At 64.5% G+C, this 15,036-nt stretch carries 10 protein-coding genes; 7 read left to right on the top strand and 3 right to left on the bottom strand.

What is annotated here, in order from left to right; genetic code table 11:
• The 3 genes from acnD to prpB form a co-directional block, all read right to left on the bottom strand.
• On the bottom strand, positions 1–2,398 hold a 2,398-nt coding region (gene acnD / locus P9239_RS23350; protein ID WP_309755491.1), incomplete at its 3' end, for a Fe/S-dependent 2-methylisocitrate dehydratase AcnD.
• A gap of 141 nt (positions 2,399–2,539) precedes the next feature.
• Complete coding sequence (prpC, locus tag P9239_RS23345) at positions 2,540–3,709, bottom strand: 2-methylcitrate synthase (protein WP_309755490.1); 1,170 nt, start codon at positions 3,707–3,709, stop codon at positions 2,540–2,542.
• Positions 3,710–3,730: 21 nt separating this feature from the next.
• Entirely contained in the window at positions 3,731–4,627 is an 897-nt protein-coding gene (gene prpB, locus P9239_RS23340) for a methylisocitrate lyase (protein WP_309755489.1), read from the bottom strand.
• 192 nt (positions 4,628–4,819) lie between these two features.
• Between prpB and prpR the strand changes: the two genes are divergently transcribed.
• From prpR to P9239_RS23305, 7 genes are all read left to right on the top strand, one after another.
• Complete coding sequence (gene prpR, locus P9239_RS23335) at positions 4,820–6,766, top strand: propionate catabolism operon regulatory protein PrpR (protein ID WP_309755487.1); 1,947 nt, start codon at positions 4,820–4,822, stop codon at positions 6,764–6,766.
• A 255-nt stretch (positions 6,767–7,021) separates the two neighbouring features.
• The gene (locus tag P9239_RS23330) at positions 7,022–8,638 is read left to right on the top strand and encodes an ABC transporter substrate-binding protein (RefSeq protein ID WP_309755486.1); all 1,617 of its coding nucleotides are present in this window, start codon (positions 7,022–7,024) and stop codon (positions 8,636–8,638) included.
• A gap of 10 nt (positions 8,639–8,648) precedes the next feature.
• Positions 8,649–9,629 (top strand): ABC transporter permease, encoded by a 981-nt coding sequence (locus tag P9239_RS23325; protein ID WP_309755483.1) that lies wholly within the window; start codon positions 8,649–8,651, stop codon positions 9,627–9,629.
• 25 nt (positions 9,630–9,654) lie between these two features.
• A complete protein-coding gene (locus P9239_RS23320) occupies positions 9,655–10,611 on the top strand; it encodes an ABC transporter permease (RefSeq protein ID WP_309755481.1) in 957 nt (318 codons plus the stop codon).
• Complete coding sequence (locus P9239_RS23315) at positions 10,608–12,305, top strand: ABC transporter ATP-binding protein (protein ID WP_309755478.1); 1,698 nt, start codon at positions 10,608–10,610, stop codon at positions 12,303–12,305. Before P9239_RS23320 ends, P9239_RS23315 begins: the two co-directional genes overlap by 4 nt.
• A 33-nt stretch (positions 12,306–12,338) precedes the next feature.
• Complete coding sequence (locus P9239_RS23310) at positions 12,339–13,562, top strand: acyl-CoA dehydrogenase family protein (protein WP_309755476.1); 1,224 nt, start codon at positions 12,339–12,341, stop codon at positions 13,560–13,562.
• 38 nt (positions 13,563–13,600) lie between these two features.
• Entirely contained in the window at positions 13,601–14,959 is a 1,359-nt protein-coding gene (locus P9239_RS23305) for an LLM class flavin-dependent oxidoreductase (protein ID WP_309755474.1), read from the top strand.
• The last annotated feature ends 77 nt before the right edge of the window (positions 14,960–15,036 follow it).

The following is a 15,036-nucleotide window of genomic DNA, read 5'->3' as shown; positions in this document are numbered from 1 at the left end:
TGCCATCGATTCCGAAAGTCTGTCGGTTGAGTCCAGGTTTGAATTCGAGCGGCAACACGCCCATGCCAATCAGATTGGTGCGATGAATCCGCTCGAAGCCTTCCGCGACGATCGCCTCGACGCCCGCAAGCCGGACGCCCTTCGCGGCCCAGTCGCGCGACGAGCCTTGGCCGTAATCCGCGCCCGCGATGATGATGAGCGGCTGCTTGCGCTCCATGTACGCTTCGATCGCTTCCCACATGCGCGTCACCTTGCCTTCCGGTTCGATGCGCGCGAGCGAGCCTTTTTTCACTTCACCATTCACGATCGCCATTTCATTGATGAGCGTGGGATTCGCAAACGTCGCGCGCAATGCAGTCAGATGATCGCCGCGATGCGTCGCGTATGAATTGAAGTCCTCTTCAGGCAAGCCCATTTTCGCGAGATATTCACCGGCGGCGCTGTTCGCGAGAATGGCATTCGATGGCGAAAGATGATCCGTCGTGATGTTGTCGCCGAGCACCGCGAGCGGGCGCATGCCCTTGAGCGTGCGTTCACCCGCGAGCGCGCCTTCCCAATAGGGCGGCCGGCGAATATACGTGCTTTGCGCCCGCCAGTCATAAAGCGGGCTGATGCTTTCGTTGCGGGCCGCGTCGACCGCGAACATCGGTTCGTACACCTTACGGAACTGCTCCGGCTTCACGCTCTGCTTGACGATGGCGTCGATCTCTTCGTCGCTCGGCCAGATGTCTTTCAGATACACCGGCTGGCCGTCCTTGCCGATGCCGAGTGCATCGCGTTCGATATCGACGCGGACCGTACCCGCGATCGCATACGCGACGACGAGCGGCGGCGACGCGAGAAACGCCTGCTTCGCGTAGGGATGAATGCGGCCATCGAAGTTCCGGTTGCCGGAGAGCACGGCGGTCGCGTACAGGTCGCGATCCACGATTTCCTGTTGAATGGCGGGGTCCAGCGCACCCGACATACCGTTGCAGGTCGTGCAGGCGAACGCGACGATACCGAAGCCCAGTTGTTCGAGCTCAGGCAGCAAGCCCGCTTGTTGCAGATACAGCTCGACTACTTTCGATCCCGGCGCGAGCGACGACTTCACCCACGGCTTGCGCGTGAGACCCTGTGCATTCGCATTGCGCGCGAGCAGCGCCGCCGCGATCACGTTGCGCGGATTGCTCGTGTTCGTGCAACTCGTGATTGCCGCGATGATGACCGCGCCATCCGGCATCTTTCCCGGCGTGTCGTTCCATTCACGTGCGATGCCGCGCGCCGCCAGCTCCGCTACAGGCAAACGCTTATGCGGATTCGACGGACCCGCCATATTGCGCACGACCGTCGAGAGATCGAAGCGCAGCACGCGTTCGTATCGAGCGCGAACGAGCGAATCGGCCCACAGGCCCGCGGTTTTTGCGTACTGCTCGACAAGGCTGACTTGCTTCTCGTTGCGGCCCGTCAGGCGCAGATAGTCGATGGTCCGCTCGTCGATATAAAACATCGCGGCGGTCGCGCCGTATTCGGGCGCCATGTTCGAGATGGTCGCGCGGTCGCCGAGCGTAAGGCTCGATGCGCCTTCGCCATAAAACTCCAGATACGCGCCGACGACTTTCTCCTTGCGCAGAAATTCTGTGAGGGCAAGCACGATATCGGTCGCCGTGATGCCCGGCTGCCGCATGCCGCTCAGCTCCACGCCGACGATATCGGGCAAACGCATCCACGACGCGCGGCCCAGCATCACATTCTCGGCTTCGAGCCCGCCCACGCCGATTGCAATCACGCCGAGCGCATCGACGTGCGGCGTGTGACTGTCGGTGCCGACGAGCGTATCGGGATAAGCGACGCCATCGACCGCATGGATCACAGGCGACATCCGCTCCAGATTGATCTGATGCATGATGCCGTTGCCCGGCGGAATCACTTCGACATTCTTGAATGCCTTCTTGGTCCAGTTGATGAAATCGAAGCGATCCTCATTGCGCCGGTCCTCGATTGCACGGTTCTTCGCGAACGCATCCGGATCGAAACCGCCGCATTCGACCGCGAGCGAATGATCCACGATGAGCTGCACGGGCACGACAGGATTCACTTTCGCAGGATCGCCGCCCTGGTCCGCTATCGCATCACGCAGCCCCGCGAGATCGACAAGCGCGGTTTGCCCGAGAATGTCGTGACAGACGACGCGCGCCGGAAACCACGGGAAATCGCGTTCACGCTTGCGCTCGACGAGTTGCAACAGCGATGCGTCGAGTATCGCCGGATCGCAACGGCGAACGAGGTTTTCTGCGAGCACGCGCGACGTGTAGGGAAGCGTGTCATAAGCGCCGGGCGCGAGGGCTTCAACGGCTCCGCGCGCGTCGAAATAGTCGAGCGGGAAGCCGGGGAGGGGTTTGCGGTTTGCGCTATTCATTGCGGTGTCTCGGTCATTGCATGGTCTTGCGGATGCCACGCTCGAAGGGTATGGCGAAAGATTGTAGGCGCCGCTGACGATCATCGTGACTCAACGGTCAGCGGCGAAGACGCGCCCTGCACTGGAACGCGAAGCTCTGCGTTATGAGCGCTTCGCCAACGGCACGAACTCCAGATTCTCGGGTCCGGTGTAATTCGCGCTGGGGCGGATGATCTTGTTGTCGATGCGCTGTTCGATGATGTGCGCGCTCCATCCCGACGTGCGCGAGATCACGAAAAGCGGCGTGAACATGGCGGTCGGCACGCCCATCATGTGATACGACACCGCGCTGAACCAGTCGAGATTCGGGAACATCTTCTTCGCGTCCCACATCACCATTTCGAGCCGTTCCGCGATATCGAAGAGCTTTGTGTTGCCGGCTTCTTTCGACAGCGACTTCGCGACTTCCTTGATGACCTTGTTGCGCGGATCGGAGATCGTATAGACCGGATGCCCGAAGCCGATCACGACTTCCTTGTTCTCGACCCGGCGCTTGATGTCGGCTTCTGCTTCGTCGGGCGTCTCGTAGCGGGACTGAATATCGAATGCGACTTCGTTCGCGCCACCGTGCTTCGGACCGCGCAATGCGCCGATAGCGCCGGTGATCGCCGAGTACATGTCCGAACCCGTGCCCGCGATCACGCGTCCCGTGAACGTCGATGCGTTGAATTCGTGCTCAGCGTACAGGTTGAGCGATACATGCATCGCCTGCACCCACGACTGCGACGGCTCCACGCCGTGCAGCAGATGCAGAAAGTGTCCGCCGATTGAATCATCATCGGTTTCCACTTCGATGCGCTTGCCGTTGTGCGAATAGTGATACCAGTAGAGCAGCATCGAGCCGAGCGAAGCCATAAGCTTGTCGGCGATATCTCTCGCGCCCGCGATATTGTGGTCGTCCTTCTCGGGCAGGATCGTGCCGAGCACGGAGACGCCGGTGCGCATGACGTCCATCGGATGCGCGGACGCGGGGATCCATTCGAGCGCGGCCTTCAGGTTCGCGGGAAGGCCGCGCAGCGCCTTGAGCTTCGTCTTGTACGCCTTCAACTCGGCGACGTTCGGCAGCTTGCCATGCACGAGCAGATACGCGATCTCTTCGAACTCGGACGTGGTCGCGACATCCAGAATGTCGTACCCGCGATAGTGGAGGTCGTTGCCGGTCTTGCCGACCGTGCACAGCGCGGTGTTGCCCGCCGTCACGCCCGACAGCGCGACGGATTTCTTCGGCTTGAATGCGCCTGTGGATGCAGTGCTGTTGTCTGCTTCGCTCATCGATTTCGTCTCCTTCAGAAGTTATTTCTTCGCCGCAAAAAGCTGATCGAGCTTGTCCTCGTAGGCGTGATAGCCCAGATACTTATACAGGTCGGCGCGCGTTTGCATCGTTTCGATGGCGGCCCTTTGTGTGCCGTCGCGCTTAACCGTCTCATAGAAGTTGAGCGCAGCCGCATTCATCGCGCGATACGCGCCGCAGCAGTACAGCGCGATATCGACGTTCGCTTCCTTCAATTCGTCCACGGTGAAGAACGGCGTCGAGCCGAACTCCGTCAGGTTCGCGAGAATCGGCACGCGCACGGCGGTCTTGAACCGGCGATAGTCGTCCAGCGTCTTCATCGCTTCCGGGAAGATCATGTCCGCGCCCGCTTCGACGTACGCAACCGCGCGCTCGATCGCCGCGTCGATGCCCTCGGCGGCGGCCGCGTCGGTGCGCGCCATGATGACGAACGAGTCGTCGGTGCGCGCGTCGACCGCGGCCTTCACGCGATCCACCATCTCGCCGGTCGGCACCACTTCCTTGCCCGGCCGATGCCCGCAACGCTTCTGCCCGACCTGGTCTTCGATATGCGCGGCGGCCACGCCTGCCTTGATGAACGAGCGGATCGTTCGCGCGATGTTGAAGGCGCCGCCCCAGCCGGTGTCGATATCGACCATCAGCGGCAACGACGACGCGTCGGTGATGCGGCGTGCGTCGATGAGTACGTCTTCCATCGTGCTGATGCCCAGATCCGGCATGCCGAGCGAATTCGCAGCCACGCCGCCGCCCGACAGATAAAGCGCCTTGAAACCGACCGCTTCGGCCATCTTCGCGGCATACGCGGTGATTGCTCCGACGACCTGCAGCGGCGATTCTTCCTTGACAGCCTGGTGGAACCGCGCGCCGGCGGTCTGTCCGGGCTGGTATTCAGAATTCATGTCTCTCTCCTGCTGAAAAAATGACGTTATGGAAAGCAACTACCTTGCCAATGGGCGGCATATTTGCAACGCATTGATGTTAAAGCGCTTTCCATGGTCGCCCGAACGGTTCGAATCCGCCTCTGGAATTCGCAATTTCGAAACTGAAATCGTGATGCATACTGCATGCCTCCGATGGGCATACAAAACACCATGCAAACCGAAACAGGATCGCGTCCGCGCATTTGGGCCGTCGGCATCAGCCGGCTGAGATCGTTGTTCATGGACCTTGCCGGCGCGTATGCCGATCGCGCCGAATTGGAGGTCGTGTCGCTTGCCTACGAAGACGCCGCGAGCAGCATCGAATCCGCGCGGGAAGGGCGCCCGGATGTCGTCGTGGCAGGCGGCTCGAACGGCGCCTACTTGAAGACGCGCGTGTCCGTGCCGGTCGTCGTCATCAGCCCGACCGGCTTCGACGTGATGCACGCGCTGACGAAGGCGCGGCGCGAGGGCGCAAGCGTCGCGCTCGTCACCCACGGCGACACGCCCGCCGAAATACGCCGCTTCCTCGCCGCCTACGGTATCGACGTGATTTGCGAGTCGTATCGCTCGGCGCAGGACGCTGAAAGCCTTGTGCTCGACCTGCGCGACAGGGGCGTCGACGTTGTGGTCGGTCCCGGCCTTGTCGCGGACCTGGCAGCCGAAGCCGGCATGAGTTCGGTGTTCCTGTATTCGCGCACATCGGTGGTGGCCGCGTTCGAGACGGCGCTCGACGTCGCCCGGGCGATGCGCGGCGAAGCCGCCCGGCGCGATCGCCTCGACAATCTGCTGCAGCATCTTCGCGATGGCGTGGTTGCCGTCGATGCAGAAGGGCGCATTGAAGCGATCAATCGTCGACTGGCTGCGGCGCTTGGCATTTTGAATGCATCCCGCGTGGTCGGCCGTGCGCTGCTCGACGTCGCACCCGAGTTGAAGGACGTATTGCCCGCTACCGACGGCGATGTTTTCGGCACGGTACGCGGCGTGAGCTATGCGATTCATCGCGGACCGCTTGCGAACGATGGCCCGTCTGACGGCACGCTCTTTACTTTCCAGGAATCGCGCGCGGTCGAACGGCTCGACAGGACATTGCGATCACGTCGAGGCGCTCAGGAATTCGTTGCGCGCTATAGGCTGGAGGATGTCGTCGGCGAGTCGGAAGTCATCGAGCGGGTAAGGGCGCTCGTGCGTCGCTACGCGAAATCGGATGCGACCGTCCTGATCCTCGGCGAAAGCGGCACCGGCAAGGAGATGGTCGCGCAGAGCATGCATCGCCTGAGCCGTCGCAAGGATTTTCCGTTCGTCGCGATGAATTGCGGTGCGTTCCCCGAGGCGCTGCTCGAAAGCGAACTGTTCGGCTACGAAGAGGGCGCATTCACCGGCGCGCGCAAAGGCGGCAAGGCGGGTTTGATCGAGGCGGCGCATCGCGGTACGCTCTTCTTGGACGAGATCGGCGAGATGCCGCCTTCGCTGCAAAGCCGCTTGCTGCGCGTGCTTCAGGAGAGAGAGGTCATCCGTCTCGGATCGACGGAGCCGACGCGTGTCGATATTCGCGTGATCGCGGCGACGCATCGCAGCCTCGCCGAGGGTGTCGCTAACGGGTCCTTCCGGGCCGACCTCTTTTACCGCATCAATATTCTGAGCCTGGCGTTGCCGCCGCTGCGTGCGCGCGCATCCGACGTTCTTCCGTTGGCAACGGCGTTGTTGATGCAGGTGGCCGCGCGCGACAAGGCGCTTGCGCAGCGCGTGCCCGGCGCGGATGCGGCGGCGCGTGTGCTTGCGCCGCTTGAGCCGGCGCTCGTCCGTCACGCGTGGCCCGGCAACGTGCGCGAATTGCAGAACATCGTGGAGCGCATTGCCGTCGAGATCGCGGACGTGGCCTTCGACAAAGACCGGCCCGTCGCGTTGACGCTCGATGATCTGCGCGCGATTGCGCCTGAACTCTTTGCGACGCCCGTCGATGAGCGTGCCGATCTGTCGCTTCGCGAGTTGAGCCGTTCGCTCGAAGCGGATCAGATTCGCGCCACGCTTGCCGCGTTCAATGGAGATAGAGACGCGGTCTGCAAGGCGCTCGGGATCAGCAAGACGACCTTGTGGCGAAGGCTGAATTCGAAGCGTTGATGCCGTTCTGCCCGCGCCTCTGCCAGCGCGACGCTGCCAACTCTCCAGCTCTGAGGCAGCACCGCGCCAACGCATCTTCCCAAATCTCCCGGCCCCTGCTTTGCATATGCCGAACGCTTGGTTTGCGTTTGGGGGCTGCCGTTCTATGGTGTCGGCTTGCGCGGATCACGCGGCGGTGCAGCATTCGCACCGCAGGCTGAGGTTCGTCGCGATCCCATCCAACCGACGAACGCAACGCGCGAGAACGGCATTCGCATGACAGGCATCGACCGACGACACTTCCTGATTTCCACGGGCGCCGCACTCGCGTCCGCGAGCCTCTCCTCGCTTGCGTTGGCACAGAACGCACAGAGCGCACAGACGCAGGCCCCGAAGCGCGGCGGTACGCTGAACATGCTGATCAATCCCGAGCCGCCGGTGCTTGTATCGATCTTTCAGACGACCGGCCCCGCGCTCGTCGCGAGTTCGAAGGTGCTCGAAGGCTTGCTCGCCTATGACTTCGACCTCAAGCCGAAGCCGCAGCTCGCCACCGCATGGAAGGTCGCCGACGATGGCCTGACATACACGTTCACCTTGCGCGATAAGGTCAAGTGGCACGACGGCCAGCCGTTCACGTCCGCGGATGTCGCGTTCTCCATCGAGCTGCTGAAGTCGGTGCATCCGCGTGGCCGCAGCACGTTCGCGAACGTCACGCGGATCGCAACGCCCGATGCGCGCACGGCCGTCATCGAACTGTCAAAGCCCGCGCCGTATTTGCTGAAGGCGCTGTCGGCGGGAGAGTCGCCCATCGTGCCGAAGCATCTGTACGCATCGGGCGATCCGCTGTCGAATCCGCACAACAACGCGCCTATCGGCACGGGGCCGTTCCGCTTCAAGTCGTGGACGCGCGGCGCGAACATCGTCTACGAGCGCAACCCGGATTACTGGGACGCGGGCAAGCCCTACATCGATTCGCTCGTTCTGAAAGTGATTCCGGATGCCGCCGCGCGTTCCGCCGCGTTCGAAACCGGCGCGCTCGATCTGGGCGGCGAGAACCCGGTGCCGCTCACTGACCTGCCGCGTCTCACGCAACTGCCGCAACTCGTCACGGAGACGCGCGGCTACCGCTTTCTGGAACCGCTGTCGGAGATCGACTTCAATCTCGATCATCCGATTCTGAAGGACCTGCGCGTGCGGCAGGCGATTGCACACGCGATCAATCCGCAGATCGTGCAGAAGACCATCGCGTACGGATACGCGGATATTTCGCCGACGCCGATCACGCCCGCATCGCCGTATCACGACGCTAAGCTCGCGCCGTATCCCTTCGATACCGCTACGGCAGAGAAGCTGCTCGACGCGGCGGGCTATCCGCGCAAGAACGGCGGCCCGCGCTTTCAGCTCACGCACGACTTTCTGCCTTACGGCGACATGTACCGGCGTCAGGCGGACTACGTGAAGTCGGCGCTCGCGCGTGTGGGCATCGACGTGACGGTGCGCTCGCAGGACTTGCCGTCGTTTCTCAAGCGCGTGTACGCGGACCGCCAGTTCGACTTCACGAGCATCGGCGTCAATACGCTGTTCGATCCGAGCGTGGGCGTGCAACGGCTCTATTGGTCGAAGAACATCCGGCCCGGCGTGCCGTTTTCCAATGCGCCGCATTACAGCAATCCGGACGTGGACCGGCTGCTCGAATCGGCGTCGGTCGAAGCGGACGACAGCAAGCGCGTCGCGCTGTTTCAGCAGTTCCAGCAGATCGTCTATCGCGACTTGCCGATCCTCAATCTCGTCGCGCCGCGCATGGTGACGCTCGCGAACCGGCGCGTGCGCAATCACACGGTATCGGCGCAAGGGCTCGAAGGCAATTTCGCCGACGTCTTTCTGAGCGCGTGAGGGCATCGTCATGAATCGACGTGCGCGCCTCGCCGCGATCGCCCGACGCACCGCATGGCAGGCAGTGCCGACCGCGTTGGCCATCGTGATCCTAAACTTCTTCCTGCTGAAGCTGATGCCCGGCGACGCCGCGGACGTCCTCGCGGGCGAAGCCGGTTCCGCGACGGCGGAAACGCTCGCCGCATTGCGCGCCAAGTTCGGCCTCGATCAGCCGCTCCTGCATCAGCTCGGGTCGTATCTGTCGCATCTTGCGCACTTCAGCCTCGGCTATTCGCCGCGTTACGACGCGCCCGTGATGCAGTTGATTCTCTCGCGCCTGCCGAACACGCTGATCCTGATGGGCAGCGCGCTCGCTTTCGCGATCGTCACGGGCGTCGCGCTCGGCGCGATCATGGCGCACTGGGCAGGCAAGTGGCCTGACCGCGTGCTGTCGGTGCTCGCCTTGCTGCTTTACTCGACGCCGGGCTTCTGGATCGGCCTTCTCGCAATCATCCTGTTCTCGGTGCGCCTCGGCTGGCTGCCGAGCGGCGGCGACGTGACGGTGGGCGCGAATCTGCACGGGCTCGCGTATGCCGCCGATGTCGCGAAACATGCGCTGCTGCCCGCCGCGACGCTCGGCACGTTCTTCGTGGCGATCTACGCGCGTCTGACGCGCGCCGCGATGCTCGAAGTGCAGCGTCAGGATTTCGTGCGCACAGCCCATGCGAAGGGGCTGCATCCGTTGCGGGTGAGCGTGCATCACGTGCTGCGCAATGCGCTGATGCCGCTCACGACGATGGTGGGCATCCACTTCGGCACGCTGCTGGGCGGCGCTGCCGTCACCGAGACGGTGTTCAGCTGGCCGGGCCTCGGCCGCCTCGCGCTCGATGCGGTCATGGCGCGCGATTTCAGCGTGCTGCTCGGCGTGCTGCTGCTGTCGTCGCTGCTGGTGATGCTGGCCAATCTCGTCATCGATCTGCTGCAAGCGTGGCTCGATCCGCGCATCGCCTGAAACCTCTTCATTCTTCGGCTCAAGCATGGCATCCGACTCTTCCGAATTCGTCGCGGCACAGGCATCCGCTGGGTCCGCCTGGCGGCGTCAGCTCGCAGGCGCGGTGCTCGGCGCGCGCCGCACCGACGCAGCCTCCGCGCGCGCCACGCGCGGCGTGTGGCGCGCGTTGCTGCGCAATCCGTCGGCGCTGGCCGGCATCGTGTTGCTCGGCGCACTCGTCGCGCTGGCGCTCGCCGCACCGCATCTTTTCCCCGGCGATCCGCTCGACATGGTGGCAGCGCCTTTCGAGTGGCCCGGCGCCGATCCGCTGTACAAGCTCGGCACCGACTCGCTCGGGCGCGACGTCGCGGCGGGCATCGCGCACGGCACGCGCGTGTCGCTTCTCATCGGTGCGTCGGCGGCGGGTATCGGCCTTGTGATCGGCACGCTCGTCGGTGCGCTGGGCGGCTTCTTCGGCGGACTCACCGACGACTTGCTGGTGCGCGTCACCGAAGTCTTTCAGACCGTGCCGTCGTTTCTGCTCGTGATCGTCATCGTCGCGATCGGCAAACCGAGCGTGACGGTCATCGCGCTGGCCATAGGCATCGCGTCTTGGCCGACAGTCGCGCGCATCGTGCGCGCCGAGTTCCGCACGCTGCGTCAGGCCGACTTCGTGCTCGCCGCGCGCAGTCAGGGCTTCTCCGATGCGCGCATCATCTTCGGCGAGATTCTGCCGAACGCGCTGCCGCCGGTGATCGTCACGGCGTCGGTGATGGTCGCGAGCGCGATTCTCATCGAGTCGTCGCTGTCGTTTCTCGGCATGGGCGATCCGAACGTGGTGAGCTGGGGCGGCATGATCGGCGCCGGCCGCGATTCGCTGCGCACCGCGTGGTACCTGACGGCGCTGCCGGGCGCGGCCATTGTGATCGCGGTGCTCGCGCTGAATCTGCTCGGCGACGGTCTGAACGATGCGCTCAACCCTCGTCTGCGGGAGCGCGCATGAGCGAAGCGAATCTTCTGGAAGTGCGCGACTTGCGCGTGCGCTTCGGCGCGCAGCAGGCCGTGCGCGGCATCGATCTCGACATCGCGCAGGGCGAGACGCTGGCGCTCGTCGGCGAATCGGGCTGCGGCAAATCGGCCACGGCGCTTTCGCTGATGCGCCTCGTGCCCGCGCCGGGCATCGTGACCGGCAGCGTGCGCTTCGCCGGCCGCGAACTGTTGACGCTCGCGCCGCGCGAAATGCGCGACATCCGCGGCTCGCAGATTTCGATGATCTTTCAGGAGCCGATGACCTCGCTCAATCCTGTGCTGTCCATCGGCGCGCAGATCGCCGAGACTTTGCGCCAGCACGAAGCGCTCTCGAAGCCAGCGGCGCTGCGGCGTGCGGTCGAATTGCTCGATCTCGTCCACGTGCCCGAGCCGCAGCGGCGCGTGTCCGACTATCCGCACGAACTGTCGGGCGGCCAGCGTCAGCGCGTGATGATCGCGATGGCGGTGGCGTGCCGTCCGCGTCTTCTGATCGCCGATGAACCGACCACCGCGCTCGACGTGACGATTCAGGCGCGCATTCTCGAACTGCTGGACGAACTCAAGCGCGAGTTGTCGATGTCGCTCTTGCTCATCACGCACGACCTCGGCGTGGTCGCGCAACACGCGGATCGCGTCGCCGTCATGCTGGCCGGGCAGAAGGTGGAAGAGGCGCGCGTGCCGGCGTTGTTCGGCGCGCCCGCCCATGCGTACACGCGCGGACTGCTGGGCGCGTCGCTGAACCTGTCGGGCGACATTCATTATCGCGACTGGACGTTGCCGGAAATCCGTCACGGCGAAGCAGAAGACGGCGACGCGTCCTTCAAGGTGACGCCGCTCGCGCCGCGCACGTTCGACGCGGCGACGCCTGCCGCCGATGCGCCGCTCTTGTCGGTCAATGCGCTCACGGTGGACTATGCGCATCGGCACGGCAAAGGCACGCTACGCGCGGTCGACGGCGTGTCGTTCGATATCGCGCCTGGCGAAACCGTCGGCCTCGTCGGCGAATCGGGATGTGGCAAGTCGACGCTCTCGCGCGCCATTCTGCGGCTCACGCCCGTGACCGGCGGCTCCATCCGTCTGCAAGGCACCGACCTCGTGCCGCTTACCGAACGGGCGCTGCGCCCGCATCGGCGACGCGTGCAGATGGTGTTTCAGGACCCGTATGCGTCGCTCAATCCGCGCCGCACCGTCGGCGAGATCCTCGACACGGTGATGGCCGTGAACGGCGTCGGCGGAGATGTGCGCACGCGGCGCGCGCGGGCCTCCGCCATGCTCGATCGCGTCGGCCTGCCTGCCGCGGCGCTCAACCGTTATCCGCACGAGTTCTCGGGCGGGCAGCGGCAGCGTATCGGCATTGCACGCGCGCTGGTGCTCGAACCTGCGCTCGTGATCTGCGACGAACCCGTGTCAGCGCTCGATGTGTCCATTCAGGCGCAGATTCTGAATCTGCTCGTCGAACTGAAGCGCGATCTGGGCCTCGCGTATCTCTTCATCTCGCACGATCTCTCGGTGGTGCGCTATATCGCCGACCGCGTGCACGTGATGCACGGCGGCCGCATCGTCGAGAGCGGCGACCATCGCGATATCTGGCGCGCGCCGCGACACGCCTACACGCGCGCATTGCTCGATGCGATTCCCGCCGGGCGCTTTCATGCGCACGCGGCCTGACCTATCTGCACGAATCATCAACAAGGAAGAACGATGTCGACACTCGCACGCCTGCGCACAGAGCCGGATCACGCACTGCACGACGCGCTCGATGCGCTGCCTGCGCTCGCCCGTGAGATGGGCGAAGAAGCCGCCGCCCGCGAACTGCGCCGCGAATTGCCCTTCGAAGCGTTCGCGCGCTTTCGGGCGTCAGGCTTGGGCAAGCTGCGTCTGCCGGTGGAATGGGGCGGTCTCGGCGGCTCGCTCGAAGACGTGTTCCATGTCATCTCGACGCTCGCCGCGCACGAAAGCAATGTGGCCCATGCGCTGCGCATTCACTTCGATCAGACCGAAGCGTTGCTGCTTTCGCCTCGCACGCCGTTCAACACATTGCAGATCGAGCGCATCGTCGATGGCGCGATTTTCGGCGGAGCGTCGACCGAAGCGGGCACGTCCCGTCCGGGCGAGATCACGACGCAGCTCACGCGCGACGGCGAACATTTCCGCCTGAGCGGGCGCAAGTACTACGCGACGGGCACGGCATTCGCGGACTACGCGCGGCTCAACGTGCAGGACGAGCGCGGCGAACCGGTCGTCGCGATCGTTCCGGTGCGGCGCGAAGGCCTGCAAGTACTGGACGACTGGGACGGCATGGGCCAGCGCATGACGGCGAGCGGCAGTCTGGTGTTCGAATCGCTGCGCGTGCAGGCGGACGAAATCGCGCCGCGCAATCTGACGACGCTCGCGGGCCGTCACGGCGGCGCGCTGCGGCAGTTGCATCTGGTGGCGGTGGCGGCGGGCATCGTGCGCAACGTGCTTGCGGATGCCAAACGCTATGTGCTGAAACACGGACGCCCCGCCTTGCATAGCCCGGCGCCGTCCGCGCGGGAAGACGCGTTCATCCAGCAGGTCGTGGGCGATCTGTCGTCGCACAGTCACGCAATCGACGCGCTCGTGCGCGAGAACGCGCGCGCGCTCGACCGCTCGTCGCGTGCGGTGCGCGACGGCGACCCGAACGCCGATGCACTCGTGCTCGAAGGCGCGCTCGTCACGGCGCGCACGCAGCTCGTCGTCAGCAAGCTCGCGTTGCAGGCGGCCGAACGCATGTTCGAAGCGGGCGGGGCGTCGGCCACCTCGCGCGCGCACAACTTCGACCGCCACTGGCGCAATCTGCGCACGATCTTCAGCCACAACCCGCTACTGCACAAATCGCGCGTGATCGGCGATTTCGAGCTGAACGGCGTGACCACGCATCTGACCGAAGGGCGGGTGTTTTGAGCGCCGCGGCCATCATCATCGAAACGGAGTGACCCGTCATGAGCGCACCTTTTCCGCGCCAGTTGCATCTCAACATCAACGCGCTGCATTCGGGCTTCGTGCCGTCGGCGTGGCGCGTGCCGCAAGCCGATCCGCGCGCGTTCATCGACGTGAATCACTACGTGCGGCTCGCGCAGACCGCCGAGCGCGCGTGCCTCGACGCGATCTTCTTAGCGGACAACGCCGCGATCTCCGATCAGCTCGACATGCGCCCGATCACCGCGCTCGAACCGACGATGCTGCTGACGAGCGTGGCCGCGGCGACGACGCATATCGGCCTGATCGCCACGGCGTCGACGAGCTATAACGAGCCGTACAACATCGCGCGGCGGTTTGCGACGCTCGATCTGATCAGCGGCGGGCGCGCCGGCTGGAACATCGTGACGACGGCCGATCTGCCGTCCGCGCGCAATTTCGGTCTCGACGCGGTTCCGCAGCACGCGGAACGCTATGCCCGCGCGGATGAATTTGCGACGCTGATGAAGTCGCTATGGAATAGCTGGGAAGACGATGCGCTCGTGGCGGACAAGACGAGCGGAATTTTCGTCGATCTGGACAAGCTGCATCCCGCGCAGCACCGCGGGCGCTTTTTCGGCGTGCAGGGCGCGCTCAACCTTCCGCGTTCAGCGCAGGGGCATCCGGTGCTGGTGCAGGCAGGCGCATCGGGCGATGGACGCGATCTGGCCGCGCGTCACGCAGAAGCGGTGTTTTCGGCATCGCAGTCGTTCGACGAATCGCGCGCCTACCGCGCCGACCTCAACGAGCGTGCGGCGCGCTACGGACGCGGCCCGAACGCCGTCAAGGTTCTGGCGGGGCTGACGACGATCATCGGCGCGACGGAAAGCGAGGCACTGCGCCGTCGCGATGAACTCGTCGATCTAATTCCATGGCGCTACAGCCTCAACCGGCTCGCGGGAACACTCGGCGTGCCGGTCGATTCGCTGAAGCTCGATGCGCGCCTGCCTGCCGATCTGCCGCTGCCCAACGACGGCAACGGCAATCACACATTCTTCAACGCGACGCTCGCGCAGGCGCGCACGCACGGTTACACGGTGCGCGAGCTGGTGCGCGCGCTTGCGGGCGGCGGCGGGCATCGCGTGATCGTCGGCACGCCGGAACAGGTGGCCGACGACATTGCGCACTGGTTCGAGAATGGCGCGGCCGACGGTTTCAATCTGATGCCGGACGTGCTGCCGGACGGGCTGGAAGCGTTCACGGAGGGCGTCGTGCCGATCTTGCAGCGACGCGGCATTTTCCGCCGTGCTTACGAGGGTACGACGCTGCGCAGCCATCTCGGTCTCGCGAGGCCGGCAGGACGCAGCTCGCCAGCGCGCGAGGCTGAAGCGCATACTGCGTGACCACGGCGCGCCGGTACGCCGGACCGGCGCGCCTCCGCACTTTCCCTATGTTACGATCGTAACAACCATGCGTTAAA

Origin of the sequence: Caballeronia sp. LZ062, assembly GCF_031450785.1 — a bacterium.
Lineage (GTDB): Bacteria > Pseudomonadota > Gammaproteobacteria > Burkholderiales > Burkholderiaceae > Caballeronia.
Note: the sequence above shows the minus strand (reverse complement) of the source record. Positions and strands in the feature narration are given on the sequence as shown.